Below are 16930 nucleotides of genomic sequence, written 5' to 3'. Positions count from 1 at the left end.
TGCCCTTTTCTGCTGCTTTTGTATCTAAACTTTCAGTAGATCATTCGCAAAAGGCTGACCAGATTGTTTGCGCAAACCGTTAGCGCCGGTCAAAACGCAGCCAGATGCCGGCGTCAGAGCGGACCGTCAGATGCGCCACGGGAACCGGCGTTTTTCCGGTGACGCAAGTCACCCGAAAGTCACGCAGGATACGGCTCAGGATCAAGGGCCCCTCGATCATTGCAAACCCCGCCCCCGGACATACTCGTGCGCCTGCGCTGAAGGGAATATAGGCATCACGCATGCAGGCCTTGCCATTCTCCGTCGCCCACCGATCAGGATTGAACCCGTCGGGATCATCCCAAAGACGGCTGTGCCTGTGCAGATGCCACGGGCTGAGCACCAGCTGCGACCCCGGTCTGACGGCACGGTCCCGCAGCGTCTCGGGGCATTGATTTTCGCGCACCATCATCGGGACGGGCGGATAAAGCCGCAGGGTTTCGCGGAATACATCACGGCTGATCCGCAATTTGGACATCACGCCAAAATCACATTCGTCCAGCACCTTTGCTTCGCTGGCGATGCGGTCCTGCCAGTTGGGGTAAAGTGCTGCGAGATACAGCGCCCACGCCAGCGCAGAGGCGCTAGTCTCATGGCCTGCCAGAAAAAAGATCGCCACCTGATCGACCATCTCCTCTGTGCTGAAGGTGTCGCCGGTTTCCGGATCGGGGGTGGTCATGATCTTGGTGGCCAGATCATCGGGCGCATCCCCTTGCGAGATCGCGATGCTGCGCTGTGCCGTCAACTGCGCAATCAGCGACCTGATCCGTGCAGCGCTGCGCTTGGTATCGCGACGAAACAGCCGCGGCATCCAGTTGGGCAAAGGCAGAAGCGCCGCGATATTCAGGATCGGCTGGCTGCGTTGATACACCCGAAATTCGTCAAAAACCGCCTGAGCGATGTCATGGTCAATGGGGATGGAAAACAGCGTGCGGAATATGACGTCGGCGGCCGCATGGCTGGCGATCCCCTCTACTTCCACATTACCACCTGTCACTGTCTCCAGTCTCGCTGCCGCGGCCTCGGATGCGGCCCACATGGCCGGAAACGTCTCGCGCAGGCGGCCCCCTTCGAAGGCAGGGTCAATGATGCGCCGCTGGCGCTTCCACGTCGCTCCGTTGGTGACAAAAACCGAATTGCCAAGAAGCGGGCGCAGCCCTTCCCCGACCCTATCGGATTTCGGGAACGCGTCGGGCCTGTCCTTGAGAACGGTTTTGACGAGTTCGGGCTGGTTCAGCAGGTAGCTGCGGAAAAATGGCGTGCGGAACTCGGCCATCCACGCGCGGTACAATCGCGCCGGCTGGGCCGACAGGATGTCGCTGCGAAACAGACGGGCGTAGCGCCAAAGCGACACCTTGTCAGGGCGCGCCGGAGGCTTCGGCGGCATCATGACGACGTGCCCGTGTAGCGATTGATCGGTGATGTGATCCGGGATTTCGACGGACCGCGGTCTTTGTAGCGTGTCGCAAGCGCCAGTGGCCCCGCGGTAATCTGGAAATAATCGTAGTCCCGGGGCCGGTCAAACGCACACAGGTACTGGAAATGCAGCCTGAAGAACCGCCAGCGGAGTTCTTTCCACCTCTCGGCACTCAGGCTCTTGGTAAATGCAGCTGAAAATACCAGAGGCCAGCGCTGGTCCGGTGGTGCGACCCCTGTGACCGCCACCGGATCGCACAGCGCAAAAGCGCAGCCGTCACCGGGCGCGGAGACGTCAATCCAGCACACCGCCTCATGCCCGCTGAGATACCGCAGATCGCCGCGCAGCCGGTTCGCATCGGGCAGGAACGACAACATCGGCACCACCTGGCCAAGGGTCAGAAACGCGAGTTGCGGACCGGTCGCTGGCGGGCCGTCCTCGCGCAGCAAATCCGCCAGCACAGACACGCCCAGATGCGCGCCCGACGAATGGCCCACGACCAGCACCTCGTCGACATCGCTGTTCAGTGCATCGGCCACGGCAACCTTGAACGCGGCCAGCCGCCGCTCCAACGGGTTGGCGTATGCCCCCCGCGTTGACGCGCCATAGGCATAGTCGTGCATCAGGTAGTACGCGAAAAACCGGCCGTCCTTTTTCTTGAACCAGCGCATCAGCGCGTAAGCTGCCCCTATGCCGATGGTGTACCCGATTACATCCCCCACGACGCCCATCGCCGGCCCAAGCAACGCGCCTCCTGCCAGCCCCAGCAAGACCGCCAAAGCGATCGCGAGTGCGAGCTGCCCCAGAAGCATCACCACCGGATAAAGCGCCGTGATAACGGGCCCTTTGCGCAACCGCATCAGCCGCCAGAGCGCGCCCGTAGACATGTAGATATAAGCGGTTTTGAAAAGTTGCGTGTACGTTGCGAGAATTGATGTCGCCATGCTATCGCGGACAATGTCGGACCAGACGAGCACGTCGAATCGTGACGATACGGTTTGGCCATCGATCGTCGCGGTAACATCCCAGCCGTATGTTTTGCGGCCCGCCTGGCCCTTAAGGGCGATCTCGTATCCGGAAATTGCGGCTTGGGCGGCACCCTCGCTGCGGTACAGTTCGCGGTAGCGACGCGGATGGATCGGGTCATAGCCCGGTATGTAAAATACCCGCCGTTTGGCGATGGTTTGGTTACTGCTCATGGCCGTCGCTTTTTGGCTTTTCACCATGCTAGCGCGGGTTTTCGACCAAAGTAAGGCTTAACCGAGCGCACCAAGCGCGGGGAAGGTTTCCAGGAGCCAGAAACTGAAGGTCGAAAATGCACCCGTCAGCAATGCAAGACCGACAATGACCAAAAGAACACCCATCACGCGCTCGATGAGTTTCATGTGACGCTTAAGTCGGTTCATGACCTCGGTGGCCCGGCTGATGAACATCGCGGCGAGCAGGAACGGGATGCCAAGACCCAAGGCATAGATACCCAGCAGCAGTGTCCCCCGCGTGACCGAGGCCTCGGAGGCGGCAAGCGACAGGATCGCGCCAAGCTGTGGACCGATGCAAGGCGTCCATCCGAAAGCAAACGCAAGTCCCAGGATATAGGCCCCGAAAGACGATCCGCCTTTGTCGCCCGCGTCCAATCGCGCTTCCTGATCGAGAAACGGAATGCGGAAAATGCCCAGAAAATGCAGACCGAAAATGATGACAACCACGCCGCTGATCTGCGCAAAGAGGGTCTGGTTCTGCAAAAAGAACGCCCCGAAGGCCGAAGCGGTGAAGCCGAGGATCAAGAATACGGTGCTCAGCCCCAGCACAAAGAACAGCGCAGCGACGAAAGCCCGACGTCGTGCGGTAGCCTCGGAGCTCATGTCGTTGAGGCTCACACCGCTCATATACGCAAGATACGGCGGCACGATGGGCAACACGCAGGGCGAAAGAAAGCTGATGACGCCCGCAACAAGGGCGACCGCAATGGCCGGCAGCAAGCTCGCGTCGATAATGTCGATTCCATACATGCCTCACAGCTATACTCGCCGGGGTCTGCCGTCACCTGCCAGATTGTCACAAGGCTGTGGACAGGCTGTAACATCCGGCCTACCTGTTGGCACATGACCACAGATCTTGACGCCACAGGGCTGCTGTGCCCCCTTCCCGTTCTCAAAGCCCGCAAACGCCTGCAGTCCATGACTGCGGGGGACAGATTGCGCATGCGGGCCGATGATCCCGCCGCAGTGATCGACGTGCCACATTTCTGCATGGAGAGCGGCCACAAGTTGGTGGAAAGCTATGAGGATGGAAATGCGCAGGTCTATCTGATCGAAAAAAGCGGCTAACAATAATCCGCCATTCTGATGAAACGCAAAAGGCAGGCCGCTTGGCCTGCCTTTCGTTTATCAAGCAGTGAACCTGCGGATCACCGACTGCCCAAAGACCACCATCCCTTGCGTTTTGGCTTTTTCGGGGCCTCGGGCTCAGGGGCAGCCTCTACAACGACATGCTCTGGCGCGGGCGCAGAAGGGGCAGCGGGCTCTGGCGTTGCTACGGCTTCGGGTTCCGGTGCCGGTGGTAATTCGACTTCCGGCGCAACAGTCGCCACTTCCTCTGCCGGAGCTTCAGCGGCCGCGACGGGCGCTTCCGCTTTCGGTTCGGCTTTCTTGCGGCGGGTGCGTTTTGGCTTGGCGGGTGCTTCCTCGGTCTCTGCCGCATCAGCAGTCGACGCTGCCGCTGCCGCTTCCGCTTCGGCGTCCTTTTGCGCTTTGGTCTTGCGCGGTGCCCGCTTGCGCTTGGGTTTTTCTACCGGCGCATCCTCGGCGGTCTCTGCCTCCTCGGCGGGTGTGTCAGCGGGAGCATCTGCAACTGTCGCATCGGCCCCTGCATCAGCATCCGCTGCCGCTTCCTTGGGCTTGCGCGTCCGCGACCGGCTCCGCTTGGGCTTCGCCGGTTGTTCCTCACCCGCTTCAGCGCTCGGCTCTGCCGGTGCATCCGCTGTGCTGCCCTCTTCGGAGACCGCGGCATCAGATGACCCGTTCTCGCCTTCTGAATGCTGATCGCCGTCCTTGTTGCGACCGCCGCGGCTGCGACGCCGACGACGCCGTTTACGCTTGGGCCGATCTTCACCGTCGTCACCATGCTCATGCGTCTGGGACTGCTCGGCTTGCGGCGCTTCATCCTCTTCCGCGTCGCTGGCCGCTTCGTCCTCGTCAATCTGGTCCATTAGCGATGTATCGACGGATACAACCGCTTCTGTCTGCACGACAACACGTGTGGCTGTCTTGAACTTCTCCATCGAGAAATCCGGGCTGACCAGATGCGGCTCACCCTCGATGCGCACGGACAAACCATAGCGTGCTTCAATATGGGCGATGTGCTCGCGCTTCTGGTTCATCAGGAAGTTCGCGATGCCCACAGGCGCTTTGATCAGCACCTCGCGGGACCGGCGGCGGGTGCCCTCTTCCTCGATCTGACGCAGGATCGACAGCGCCAGATTGTCGTCCGACCGGATCAGGCCAGTGCCGTGGCACGCGCCACAGGGCTGCGTTGTCGCCTCGATCATACCCGGACGCAAACGCTGGCGCGACATCTCCATCAGGCCAAAGCCCGAAATGCGGCCAACCTGAATACGCGCGCGGTCGGTCTTGAGCTTGTCCTTCATCCGCTTCTCGACGGCCGCGTTGTTCTTGCGTTCGTCCATATCGATGAAGTCGATCACGATAAGACCGGCCAGATCGCGCAGACGCAACTGGCGGGCCACTTCGTCTGCGGCCTCGAGGTTGGTCTTGACCGCCGTCTGCTCGATCGAGCCTTCCTTGGTCGCACGACCGGAGTTCACGTCGACCGCGACAAGCGCCTCGGTCACACCGATCACGATGTAGCCCCCCGATGGCAGCTGGACCGTGGGGTTGAACATGCCCGACAGATAGCTTTCCACCTGATAGCGGGCAAAGAGCGGCAGCTGGTCCTCGTAACGTTTCACGTTCTTGGCGTGGGACGGCATGATCATCTTCATGAAGTCCTTGGCGATGCGGTAACCGCGTTCACCCTCGACGAACACCTCGTCGATCTCACGATTATAAAGGTCGCGGATCGAGCGTTTGATCAGGTCGCCTTCCTCGTAGATCTTCGCCGGAGCGATCGACTTCAACGTCAGCTCGCGAATCTGTTCCCAGAGCCGTTGCAAGTACTCGTAATCGCGTTTGATCTCGGCTTTGGTCCGCTTTGCACCCGCAGTGCGCACGATCAGACCGGCGCCCTGTGGCACCTGAATTTCAGTCGCGATTTCCTTGAGCTTCTTGCGGTCGGCGGCGTTGGTGATCTTGCGGCTGATGCCACCGCCACGTGCGGTATTCGGCATCAGGACACAGTAGCGCCCCGCCAGCGAAAGATACGTGGTCAGAGCGGCGCCCTTGTTGCCGCGCTCTTCCTTGACGACCTGCACCAGAAGGATCTGGCGCACCTTGATCACTTCCTGAATCTTGTAGCGGCGCGGGCGGGGTTTGCGCGCGGGGCGGATATCGTCCTGATCGTCGTCATCCGCGACCGATTCGATACTGTCGTCCTTGGCCGCCGCATCGGATCCTTTCGACGCCGGTGCATCTGCATCGTCGCCGTCGTCCGTTTCGTCGCTCGATACATCACTGGTATCGTCACTGTCGTCCGGGCTGTCGACGGGTGCCTCTTTGACACGCTCCATCGGCGATGACGCCTCGTCCTCGGACACTTCGACATCGTCGCCATCGGTCAGATCGACCGTTTCCATACCGTCAATGTCTGCCGATGCCGTTGCATCGTCTGTCGCGACATCCTCGGCCTTGGATTTGCTGCGGCTACGCGAACGGGACCGGCGTTTGGGCTTCGGGTCCTCGTCTTCCTTGGCGTCACGTGCTGCCTGCGCCTCGGCGTAGGCGCGCTCTTCCTCGAGCAGCGCTTCACGGTCGGCAACCGGGATCTGGTAATAATCGGGGTGGATCTCGGAAAACGCGAGAAAACCGTGGCGGTTGCCGCCATAATCAACGAACGCTGCCTGCAGCGAGGGTTCGACGCGTGTTACTTTGGCGAGATAGATATTTCCGGCAAGCTGCCGTTTGTTTTCGGATTCAAAGTCGAACTCTTCTACCTTGTTTCCGTCCACCACCACGACGCGGGTTTCTTCCGCGTGGGTGGCATCGATAAGCATTTTCTTTGGCATAGGTCTCTTGTGCACAACCGCAGCTGGGCCGGTGACCTCGGGGGTCCCGACTGGAGCGGCTTATGTCTTGTCAGGGCGATGGGAAACGGCGCAGCACCGCGCCCCAAGGGGGCGTGTGGTAAGCTGCTAGTTGCCTCTGCGCGCGTCATCGCGGTTCTTCTCCGACGTGTCGCCGCGATCTGGGCAGTGCCCGGCGATCAACACATCCATTTATACTGTGTCGTCTCGGGCCCTGCCCTCGACAGCCATCAGCGGTTCGTTGGCCGTTTCCGGCCCAATCGGTCTGCCATGCACCAAGGTTCTTGGCCTCGGGCGCGGCAGCGAAACTCGTCATGGAAATGGCGCCACGTCTATGGGCACCACTGTCCATCCCCTTAGATAAGGCCAGCGGGCGGCCAATGACAATGGGCAATCTCTTCCATCGGTTGCATTTTCCCCTCAAACACCAATCTGCGCCCCGGACGGCGGACAAGCCGGACCAGCGGGCGGTTGCCGTGTTCAGAAATTCGCACTACGGTCGCGCCGAACACACGGCCGCTGCGGGCCGACTGCCGCACCTAGGAGACACCATGCTGAACATCTTGCGCCCCGCCACCCTTCTTTGCACCGCTGCGCTGGCACTTGCCGCCTGCGACCCCGCCGAATTCGACAGCGATCCCGACGTCCGCCGCGACGCCCGCGCCAACCGCACCTGCACGAACGCCGTTGCAGACCAGACAGGTGACCGCGCAGCCGTGCTCAATACGACGTTGCCGGTGGTCGAAATCAACCAGTACATCATTGACGTGCCCTCGACCGGTGATCGCTGGATGTGCCGCACGGACGACGACGGCAAGGCGACCCAGCTGTACAGGCTCGGCGCGGGTTGATCACGACACATAAGCGAATAGAAAAAGGCCAGCGCCGGAAAACCGCCGCTGGCCTTTTTCATGTTGGTATGTAGTTCCTACAGATAATCGGACCGCTGCAAGCCGTATTTCGCCATTTTTTCGTTCAATGTCCGGCGTGGCAGGCACAGCTCATCCATCACGCTGGCGATCGACCCTTTGTGGCGACGCATCGTGTTATCGATCAGCATCCGTTCAAATGCTTCGACATATTCCTTCAGCGGTTTGCCTTCGGTGGTCATCACGGGTTGCATTTCCTCGTGATCCGACATCAGCAAGGACGCAATCGTGCCGGAGCCGCGCCGCGATTGCAGCACCGCGCGTTCGGCCACGTTAATCAACTGGCGCACGTTGCCGGGCCACGGTGCCTGAAGCAGTTGTGCCGCTTCCTGCGCAGACACTTGGGGTGCATCACAGCCGTATTCATCCGAGAACTGCTCGGACAGACGGGTAAACAACGTCAGGATATCCTCTCCGCGCTGGCGCAGCGGTGGCACGGTGATGCGCAAGGCGGCCAGCCGATAGAACAGATCGGAGCGCAAGGCATCCTCGGATGTCCGTCCCGCTTCCTGCAGGTTCGAGATGGCGACGATACGGGTTTCGGCGGGCGTACCTTGCTCGTTTATTGCCGAAAGCAATCGGGCCTGCAGAGTTTCCGACAGGGTTTCGATATCTTCCAGAACAAGCGTGCCGCCGCGGGCTTCCTCGATCGCGGGCAATTGCGCGTCCTCGGGATTCATGGGGCCGAAAAGCCGCTTGCTCAGCGCGTCTTCCTCGAAGGCAGAGCAGCTGATCAGAACGAACTTCTTGCCAGCGCGCCCGCCGGCTGCGTGCAACGCATGCGCCACGAGCGTTTTGCCGGTGCCGGTTTCACCGTCGATCAGCACATGCCCATCGGCCTGACCCAGATCGAGAATATCCTCGCGCAACCGCTCCATCACGGGGGACTGACCGATCAGCTTTTTCATCAGCTGGCCGCCATCCGACAGCTCGCGGCGCAAAACGCGATTGTCCATCACCAACCGGCGCGTCGCGGTTGCCTTCTTGGCCAGTTCTGACATCCGGTCCGGATTGAAGGGTTTTTCCAGAAAGTCGAACGCACCCACGCGCATCGCTTCCACGGCCATCGGCACGTCACCGTGACCGGTGATCATGATTACCGGCAATGCGCTGTCACTACCCATCAATTTTTTCAGAAATTGCATGCCGTCCATGCCGGGCATCTTGATATCCGAAATGACAATTCCCGGATATTCGGGGCCCAGCACCTTGAGCGCGTCTTCCGCACTGCCAAAGGTCTCCGTGTCATAGCCAGACAGCGCCAGCCACTGGCTGATCGATTGCCGCATGTCCTGTTCGTCGTCCACGATCGCGATTTTCATAGCTTGCGCCATATCTCTACTCCGCCGCTTCCACTTCCTTGTCACCCTCATAGATGGGCAACTGCATTTCAAATACCGCGCCACCGGCCTGACCGTTGCGTGCGGTCAACCGCCCACCCAGGTCAGCCACGATCCCCGAAGAGATCGCAAGCCCCAGCCCGACACCGTCACCGGGCTGCTTTGTTGTATAGAACGGCTCAAACAGGGCATCTAGGTCCTCGATACCCGGGCCATTGTCGCGCACCGTGAGGGTCGCGGTCTCTCCGGCACTGAGTATAATCTCAACACTGGGGTTGCGTTCGGATTTGGTCGCATCAAGCGCATTGCGCAAGAGGTTGACCAAAACCTGTTCGATGCGCATCCGGTCGCCCAGAACGTAAACAGGGTTTTCCGGCAGGATACGCGAAATCTGGATCTGCCGTTGCCGGAGTTGCGGCTCCATCATCAAAAGGCTGGAGGCAAGCGCGTCGCCCATGTTTACAGGTGAAAAACTCTCCTGCCCCTTGCGGGCATAGCTTTTCAGCTGTCTCGTGATCGCGCCCATCCGTTCGATCAGATCGTCAATCCGGCCAAATGAACTCAGCGCCTCGTCATGCCGGTTACGGCGCAACAACAACCGCGCCCCCGCCAGATATGTTTTCATTGCGGCCAGCGGCTGGTTCAGCTCGTGGCTCACAGCCGCCGACATTTCGCCAAGTGCTGCCAGCTTGCTCGATTGCTCCAGCGTCTGCTCGGCCACGGCAAGCGTTTGCTGTACGCGTTTACGCTCGGCGATTTCACGCTGCAGGGCCGCGTTCAATGCGCGAAGCTCTGCCGATTCCCGCTGGAAGAGCAGCGCCTTGCCCGCCGTACGCCGGTTCAACGCATAGAAACTCAGCGCCAGCAGAATCGCAAACCCCATGACTTCCAGCGCCAGCACCCCGTTGACCTTTTCGCGCACGGACGCGTAGGTCGTATAGCTCACCATCCGCCATCCACGGAAATTCACCCGCGCGTCCAGACGCATGACCGCCTCGCCTTGCAAATAGGCATCGGGCGGCAATGCAGTCCAATCCGCGGTGGCCTGAATGGCCCGTTCAATCGCACTCAAGGGGGTCTGGTTGGCCAGGGCCTCTTCCTCGGTGCGCCCCCGCCAACGCGGTTCCGTCGCCAGAATGATACGGTTTGTGCTGTCGGTGACAATCACGGCGTCCGAAATTCCGGCCCAGGCGCGCTCGAACTTTTGCAGATCCACCTCGGCGGCAATCACGCCCGCTGTCGTGCCACCATCCTGAATACGGCGGGAATAGAAAAACCGGAAGCCGCCCGTTTCCTGCTCGATCACGCTGAAGATGGTCGCATTGGACCGGATCGCGTCAACGAAATAGGGCTCCGACCGATGGGCAGATCCGAGCCGGTTGCGGTCCGTCGCAGCAACCGTGCGTCCGTCCGTATCAAACAGCATCAGGGACGCGGCACCGATCTCCTCGACAAACGAAATCAAACGCTGCGTCGACATCGAATAGTTTGACGTCTGCAAAGCCGTAATCAACGTGGGATCGCGCGCCAGCAATTGCGGAACGATCGCGTTCTGGCGCAATTCTGCCAACAGGTTGCCGCCATAAAGCGCAATCCGCAGCTCTGCACGGTTGCGCGTGGTTTCGGTGAACCTGTCGGTCAGCAACCGGTTGGTCACCGAAATCACCAGAACAGCCAGGACAAGCAGAACCACAAGACCCGCGCGCAAACGCCAGCTGACGATACCGTTTGGCCGCAAAGGGCTGGTTGACGCGCCGTTCGTGTTCATTCACCGCACCCTAACGGGGCGGGTCTGCAGGCTCAAGTCAGACGGCTGTCAGTACCCCGGCCAATGCGCGGAAGAGCGCCGCCCCATCGGTGCCGCCGTGGCCATCATCCGCCGCCCGCTCGGGATGCGGCATCATCCCCAGAACACGGCGGTTTTGCGACAGAATACCCGCAATATCGGCCTGTGCCCCGTTCGGATTGTCGGTATAGGTGAAAGCAACACGGTCTTCGCCCTGCAGCATCGCTATCGTTTCGGCATCCGCAAAATAGTTGCCATCGTGGTGGGCAATCGGAATATCGATCACATCGCCGGCGTTGTATCCGCAGGTATAGTCGGATGCGGAGGTTTCGACCCGCAAACCGACCGTTTTGCAGATATATTTCAGCCCCGCATTGCGCAGCAAGGCCCCCGGTAGCAAACCGGTTTCGGTCAAAACCTGAAACCCGTTGCAAATGCCCAGGACATAACCGCCACGTTCCGCATGCGCGGCTACGGATTTGCAGATCGGTGAATTGGCCGCAATCGCGCCACACCGCAAATAATCACCGTAGGAAAAACCGCCCGGCACGCCGACGATGTCGACACCCTCGGGCAGCGCATCATCCTTGTGCCATACCATGGAGACATCCGCACCGGCACGCTCCAGCGCAACAGCAAGATCGCGGTCACAATTGGACCCCGGAAAAACGACAACAGCCGCGCGCATCACGCCACCTCGATGGAGTAGCTTTCAATGACCGTATTGGCCAACAGCTTTTCGCACATCCGCGTCACATCGGCCTCGGTAGCACCCTCCGCAAGATCAAGCTCGATGACCTTGCCCTGCCTGACACCTTCGACACCATCAAACCCCATCGCGCCCAAGGCGTGCCGCACCGCCTCGCCCTGAGGATCCAGAACCCCGTTCTTCAGCATCACATGCACCCGCGCTTTCATGGCAACGTCCCCTGCTTCATCTTGCAAAATAAACTCAATTCCGACGCCTGCGTCAGTTGATCAGCGTCGGTTTGGTGACCGGTGTCGACGTGCGGGGCATCACCCCGAGACGACTGGCAACCTCCGTATACGCATCGGTCAGCGACCCCAGATCACGGCGGAAAACGTCCTTGTCCAGTTTCTGGCCGGTCTCGATGTCCCACAGGCGACAGCTGTCCGGAGAAATCTCGTCCGCGATGATCAGACGCTGGAAATCGCCATCATACACCCGTCCGATCTCGATCTTGAAATCGACAAGCCGGATACCGACCGCCAGCATCATGCCCGACAGAAAATCATTCACTCTCAGGGCGAGGCTGAGAATATCATCCATATCCTGCTGGCTGGCCCAACCGAATGCGGCGATATGCTCTTCGGTGACCAGCGGATCGCCGAGGCTGTCATCCTTGTAGCAATACTCGACGATGGGGCGCGGCAGCTGTGTGCCCTCGTCAATCCCGAGCCGCTTCGACATGGTGCCTGCCGCGTAATTGCGCACGATCACCTCGAGCGGCACGATCTCGGCCTGGCGCACCAGCTGTTCGCGCATGTTGAGACGCTTGATGAAATGCGTAGGAACGCCGATCTGGTTCAGGCCGGTCATGAAGTATTCGGACAGCCGGTTGTTCAACACGCCTTTGCCGTCGATCACGTCTTTCTTCTCGGCATTGAATGCGGTTGCGTCGTCCTTGAAGTACTGGACGATGGTGCCGGGCTCCGGGCCTTCGTAGAGAATCTTCGCTTTGCCTTCGTAGATTTTCTTGCGGCGCGCCATCTGCAGACCCTTCTGACGTTGGGCGCGAGGGGGTCTCGCGCCCGTTGGGCATCTCTTAGTGCAAGGGTCGCTCTGCTGCAAGCGGCGGCTATGTGACCAAGGCTCATAATCAAGATGAAGATTATGAATCTTGTGAGATCAGCCGCTGCATGGGAAGACAAAATCCCACACCTACCCCAAGGAGACGCGCCATGACGTCCGTATTTGAACGGCTTTTGGAAGAAAAAGGCACCCTTCTGGCGGACGGTGCGACGGGCACGAACCTTTTCAACATGGGGCTGATGTCCGGCGACGCCCCCGAGTTGTGGAACACGGACGCGCCCGAGAAAATTCGCACGCTCTACCGTGGCGCGGTCGATGCCGGATCGGACCTGTTCCTGACCAACAGCTTCGGGGCGAACGCCTCGCGGCTCAAGTTGCATGACGCGCAGCACCGCGCGCACGAGCTGAGCCGCGTTGCTGCCGAATTAGGTCGCGAGATTGCGGACAAGGCCGGGCGCCCCGTGATCGTGGCAGGATCCGTGGGCCCCACCGGTGACATCATGGAGCCTGTGGGCACCCTGACGCACGCTGATGCGGTGGAAATGTTTCATGAAACAGCCGATGGGCTTAAAGCCGGTGGTGCCGATATCGGCTGGCTGGAGACCATCTCCGCCCCCGAAGAATTCCGGGCCGCGGCCGAGGGGTTTGCACGTGCGGGTCTGCCATGGGCAGGCACCATGAGTTTCGACACGGCCGGACGCACCATGATGGGTATGACCTCTGCCGCGATGGTCGAGATGGTCGCCGCTCTTTCGCATAAACCGCTCGCATTCGGCGCGAACTGCGGCACCGGCGCCTCGGATTTGCTGCGCACGGTTCTGGGCTTTACCGCAGCGGACGCCAACCTGCCCTTGATCGCCAAGGGCAACGCGGGCATCCCGAAATATCACGACGGTCACATCCATTACGATGGCACACCGGAATTGATGGCCACCTATGCGGTGATGGCGCGCGATTGCGGTGCGCGGATCATCGGCGGCTGTTGCGGCACCATGCCCGAACACCTTGAAAAAATGCGCGAAGCGCTCGACACCACTGCGCCCGGGACCGCCCCCTCGCTGCCACAGATAACGGCCGCATTGGGTGCGTTTTCTTCGGACAGCGACGGCACCGATGGCGCAGGCCCCACCCGCAGCCCCCGCCGGGGACGCCGCCGCGTGGCTTAACCCTCTGTGCGCGCGCAGCATTTTTCGCTGCTCCTGCACGGCGCTCCCACACCACACGCAAACGCGATCACAATTCATCCGGCCACGTCGCCCTGCGTCAGGGACGTGTCGCAAACCGCCTAGTAAAATCACGCATCTCTGACAAAAGGGATTCGACGGGTGGGCGAATTGGGCCCGCGATCAGAAGGAAAAGCAGATGTCCGAAGAAGACGATATCATCCTGTCCGAGCTGGACGACGACGAACTTGTCCAACAGATGTTCGACGACCTTTACGATGGTCTGAAGGAGGAAATCGAAGAGGCGGTCAACATCCTGCTGGAACGCGGTTGGGCCCCTTACGACATTCTCACCAAGGCTCTGGTCGGCGGTATGACGATCGTCGGCCACGATTTCCGCGACGGTATTCTGTTTGTTCCTGAGGTTTTGCTCGCCGCCAACGCCATGAAAGGCGGCATGTTCATCCTCAAACCGCTTCTGGCCGAAACCGGCGCCCCGCGCGTGGGCAAGATGGTGATCGGCACTGTCAAAGGCGACATCCACGACATTGGCAAGAACCTCGTGTCGATGATGATGGAGGGGGCCGGTTTCGAGGTGGTTGATCTGGGCATCAACAATCCCGTCGAAAACTACATGGAAGCGCTGGAGGCCGAACAGCCCGACATCCTGGGCATGTCCGCCCTTTTGACGACCACAATGCCCTATATGAAAGTCGTCATCGACACGATGGTCGAACAAGGCGTGCGCGACGACTATATCGTGCTGGTGGGTGGTGCGCCGTTGAACGAAGAATTCGGCAAGGCCATCGGCGCCGATGCCTATTGCCGCGATGCTGCGGTTGCCGTGGAGACGGCGAAGGAATGGGTCGGACGCAAGCACAACAGCAAGACAGCTTGATCCGTCGGATGATCGACAACCAGAAAACCGCGCGATCCCCCTTGGGTTGGCGCGGTTTTTTTGCGGATACGCTTGCGCTGGTCGTGTTTTTCACCTGCACCGGCATCATCAATGAACGGTTCATCGCCGGTATGGACTGGGCCGAAGTACTCGATGCGCGGCTGATCGGGGCGCCGTTGATGGTGCTGACGGCTCGGCCATACGGCATGTGGCGCGATTTTGTCCTGCGGATCGCGGGGCAGCCCCGCGGCCTTCGGCTGCTGTTCTGGGACGGGGCAGCGCTTTTGGTGTTTCAGGTGCCGATCTACATCGCGATCATCGTTCTTGGGGGTGCAGAGGGCGCGGAGATCACGCGCGGCGCCCTTGGCGTTTCGGTCATGATGCTTGTGCTGGGCCGACCCTATGGGATGTTCCTCGAATGGGTCCGAGCCCGCATGGGCGTCACCGGTCGGGGGCAGGCGCCGATGTCATTGGGCGGCTGATATCTTTTCCCGCGCCACATCACCCCCTATATTGTGAGCGAAAGGAACCGCCATGCCCCTGCGCCATCTGATCTTCATTCTTGCTCTCGTCATCGTGGCCGCCGGCGTGACCGTCTGGCTGCTTTCGCAATGCAGCGCCGCACTGCTTGTGGCGGCCCTGCCCGCCTTCATGATCCTTGCCGTCGCGGTCCGCTGGTTCACCCGATGACGCTTGATGACAGCGCGCTTACTGAAACAGGTCTGCCGCTGACCCGACCCGCGGGGCGCGTTCTGGTGATCGCCTGTGGCGCGTTGGCGCGCGAAATTCTGGATCTCAAGCGGATCAGCGGATGGGATCACATCGATCTGACCTGCTTGCCTGCCAAATTGCATCTGTACCCCGAACGGATCACCGATGCGGTCCGCGATACGGTGGCCAGGCATCGTACCACCTACAGCGCTATTTTTGTGGCTTATGCGGATTGCGGCACCGGTGGCCTGCTCAAATCCGCATGTGACGAGCTGGGAATAGAGATGATCGCGGGCCCCCACTGCTACAGCTTTTTTGAAGGCAACGCCAAATTTGCCGAAATCTCGGAAGATGAAATCACGACCTTCTATCTGACTGATTTCCTAGTGCGCCAATTCGATGCCTTCATCATGAAACCGATGGGGCTCGACCGACACCCCGAACTGCGCGACATGTATTTCGGCAACTATACCAAGCTGGTCTATCAGGCACAGACGGATGACCCTACGCTGACCGGCAAAGCGCAAGAATGCGCACAGCGTCTGGGCCTCGCATTCGAACGCCGCTTTACCGGCTACGGCGATCTGGCGCGCAGCCTCTCGGCCCTTTAGGCGGAAGCGGCTGCGGTTTCGCGCACCCGTTCGATCATAGCGGTCAGACCGTTTGAGCGTTGTGCGGACAAATGGTCGTTCAGACCCAAACGGCCCATTTCCGCTCGTGCGTCTACGGCCAAGACCTGCGCGGGCGTCAAGCCATTGTAAAGCTGGCGCAAAACAGCGATGAGGCCGGAAACGATCATCGCATCCGACGCACCATCGAAATGAAGTTTGCCGTTTTGCATTTCCGCATGAAGCCAAACCTGGCTGGCGCAGCCATCGACCTTTGTCGCCGGCACGCGGAGTTCTTCGGCCAGTGCATCCATTGCCTTGCCCTGATCGATCACGTGGCGGTAACGGTCTTCCCAATCGTCGAGAAATTCAAAATCCTCAACCAGGTCTTCGAAGGCGGGCGTGGCCATGCAGCGTCTCCTTGCGATGTGCGTCCAGCTTCCAGTTAGTTGCCGCACCGCCAAACGTCCAGCCCCTTCCCAAGCCTGTCCAGATGCGGTAGTCCGATTGGAACGAACATAGACTTTTGGCAGGTTCCATGCGCAATACCCTCTCCGCCCTTTTGGTCGCAACCATGACCCTCGGCGCCTGTGGCGTTGTGCGCGATAGCAATATCAATCCTTTCAACTGGTTCGGCCGCGCGCAGTCGGAACCTGTCGTCGAAAGCGATGCAAAGCCGGTCAATCCGCTTATCCCGCAATCGACAGGCTTTTTCTCGCGCCGGGCGGACACGGGAGTTGTCTATGCAGGCACGCCCTTCGATCAGGTCACCGGTCTGCGCATCGAGCGTGTGCCGGGGGGTGCTATTGTCCGGGCCACGGGGCTGGCTGCGCGGCAAGGCATCTATGACGTGCAATTGACGCCGGCCACAGAAGACGAAACGCCCGTTGACGGTGTTCTGACCTACCGGCTTGAGGGTCTGCGCCCGGAAGATCCGACACGGGTCGGCGCACAGGCCACGCGCGAAGTGACCGCTGCGCGCAAACTCACCGATCAGGATCTGCGGGGCGTGCGCACCATTCGTGTCGAAGGGCTGCGCAATGCCCAGGTGGTGCGGCGCTAGGGCCT

Annotated in this window: 18 protein-coding genes; 8 read left to right on the top strand and 10 right to left on the bottom strand. The window is 60.3% G+C overall.

Annotated elements, in window-relative coordinates; genetic code table 11:
* Positions 1-79 precede the first annotated feature (79 nt).
* The 3 genes from K3756_RS08000 to K3756_RS07990 are packed head-to-tail and all read right to left on the bottom strand — an operon-like array spanning position 80 to position 3465.
* The gene (locus K3756_RS08000) at positions 80-1429 is read right to left on the bottom strand and encodes a cytochrome P450 (RefSeq protein ID WP_259992923.1); all 1350 of its coding nucleotides are present in this window, start codon (positions 1427-1429) and stop codon (positions 80-82) included.
* On the bottom strand, positions 1426-2655 hold the full coding sequence (locus K3756_RS07995; RefSeq protein WP_259992921.1) for a hypothetical protein: 1230 nt from the start codon (positions 2653-2655) through the stop codon (positions 1426-1428). The genes K3756_RS08000 and K3756_RS07995 overlap by 4 nt, the downstream gene beginning before the upstream one ends.
* 57 nt (positions 2656-2712) lie before the next feature.
* Positions 2713-3465, bottom strand: coding sequence for a cytochrome c biogenesis CcdA family protein (locus K3756_RS07990; RefSeq protein WP_259992919.1), 753 nt, complete (start codon positions 3463-3465; stop codon positions 2713-2715).
* Positions 3466-3558: 93 nt separating this feature from the next.
* Here K3756_RS07990 and K3756_RS07985 point away from each other — a divergent pair, with 93 nt between their 5' ends.
* Positions 3559-3783, top strand: coding sequence for a sulfurtransferase TusA family protein (locus K3756_RS07985; RefSeq protein WP_259992917.1), 225 nt, complete (start codon positions 3559-3561; stop codon positions 3781-3783).
* Between the two features lie 80 nt (positions 3784-3863).
* On the opposite strand, the gene K3756_RS07980 is transcribed toward K3756_RS07985, so the two are convergent.
* A complete protein-coding gene (locus tag K3756_RS07980; protein WP_259992915.1) occupies positions 3864-6635 on the bottom strand; it encodes a ribonuclease E/G in 2772 nt (923 codons plus the stop codon).
* 569 nt (positions 6636-7204) lie between these two features.
* On the opposite strand from K3756_RS07980, the gene K3756_RS07975 reads away from it, so the two are divergent.
* Positions 7205-7504, top strand: a complete 300-nt coding sequence (locus tag K3756_RS07975; protein ID WP_259992913.1) for a hypothetical protein — start codon at positions 7205-7207, stop codon at positions 7502-7504.
* A gap of 77 nt (positions 7505-7581) precedes the next feature.
* Here K3756_RS07975 and K3756_RS07970 read toward each other — a convergent pair whose 3' ends face one another.
* From K3756_RS07970 to purC, 5 genes are read right to left on the bottom strand one after another with little or no spacing between them, the layout of a single operon-like run.
* A complete protein-coding gene (locus K3756_RS07970) occupies positions 7582-8916 on the bottom strand; it encodes a sigma-54 dependent transcriptional regulator (protein ID WP_259992911.1) in 1335 nt (444 codons plus the stop codon).
* 4 nt (positions 8917-8920) lie between these two features.
* Entirely contained in the window at positions 8921-10690 is a 1770-nt protein-coding gene (locus K3756_RS07965; protein WP_259992910.1) for an ATP-binding protein, read from the bottom strand.
* A 37-nt stretch (positions 10691-10727) separates the two neighbouring features.
* Positions 10728-11396, bottom strand: a complete 669-nt coding sequence (gene purQ, locus K3756_RS07960) for a phosphoribosylformylglycinamidine synthase subunit PurQ (RefSeq protein ID WP_259992894.1) — start codon at positions 11394-11396, stop codon at positions 10728-10730.
* Positions 11396-11626: a phosphoribosylformylglycinamidine synthase subunit PurS gene (gene purS, locus K3756_RS07955; protein ID WP_259992883.1), complete on the bottom strand. Its 231-nt coding sequence runs from the start codon at positions 11624-11626 to the stop codon at positions 11396-11398. The genes purQ and purS overlap by 1 nt, the downstream gene beginning before the upstream one ends.
* Positions 11627-11678: 52 nt before the next feature.
* Entirely contained in the window at positions 11679-12440 is a 762-nt protein-coding gene (gene purC, locus K3756_RS07950; RefSeq protein ID WP_259992875.1) for a phosphoribosylaminoimidazolesuccinocarboxamide synthase, read from the bottom strand.
* Positions 12441-12631: 191 nt separating this feature from the next.
* Between purC and bmt the strand changes: the two genes are divergently transcribed.
* The 5 genes from bmt to K3756_RS07925 all read left to right on the top strand — a co-directional run bounded on the left by bmt (position 12632) and on the right by K3756_RS07925 (position 15865).
* Positions 12632-13648, top strand: a complete 1017-nt coding sequence (bmt, locus tag K3756_RS07945) for a betaine--homocysteine S-methyltransferase (RefSeq protein WP_259992866.1) — start codon at positions 12632-12634, stop codon at positions 13646-13648.
* A 196-nt stretch (positions 13649-13844) separates the two neighbouring features.
* Positions 13845-14543 carry a B12-binding domain-containing protein gene (locus tag K3756_RS07940; RefSeq protein ID WP_259992856.1) on the top strand — a complete coding sequence of 233 codons (699 nt, stop codon included), beginning with the start codon at positions 13845-13847 and terminating at the stop codon, positions 14541-14543.
* Positions 14507-15025: an L-alanine exporter AlaE gene (gene alaE / locus K3756_RS07935; protein ID WP_259992854.1), complete on the top strand. Its 519-nt coding sequence runs from the start codon at positions 14507-14509 to the stop codon at positions 15023-15025. The genes K3756_RS07940 and alaE overlap by 37 nt, the downstream gene beginning before the upstream one ends.
* Before the next feature lie 52 nt (positions 15026-15077).
* Entirely contained in the window at positions 15078-15233 is a 156-nt protein-coding gene (locus tag K3756_RS07930; protein WP_259992852.1) for a hypothetical protein, read from the top strand.
* Positions 15230-15865, top strand: a complete 636-nt coding sequence (locus K3756_RS07925) for a DUF1638 domain-containing protein (protein ID WP_259992850.1) — start codon at positions 15230-15232, stop codon at positions 15863-15865. The genes K3756_RS07930 and K3756_RS07925 overlap by 4 nt, the downstream gene beginning before the upstream one ends.
* Here the strand turns inward: K3756_RS07925 and K3756_RS07920 are convergent.
* Complete coding sequence (locus K3756_RS07920; protein ID WP_259992848.1) at positions 15862-16272, bottom strand: SufE family protein; 411 nt, start codon at positions 16270-16272, stop codon at positions 15862-15864. The genes K3756_RS07925 and K3756_RS07920 overlap by 4 nt on opposite strands.
* Before the next feature lie 128 nt (positions 16273-16400).
* Between K3756_RS07920 and K3756_RS07915 the strand changes: the two genes are divergently transcribed.
* Positions 16401-16925 (top strand): hypothetical protein, encoded by a 525-nt coding sequence (locus K3756_RS07915; RefSeq protein ID WP_259992846.1) that lies wholly within the window; start codon positions 16401-16403, stop codon positions 16923-16925.
* Positions 16926-16930: the final 5 nt, after the last annotated feature.

Origin of the sequence: Sulfitobacter sp. S190 (assembly GCF_025141935.1) — a bacterium.
In the GTDB taxonomy this organism is placed as follows: Bacteria; Pseudomonadota; Alphaproteobacteria; order Rhodobacterales; family Rhodobacteraceae; genus Sulfitobacter.
This window is presented reverse-complemented; position numbering and strand designations above follow the sequence as displayed.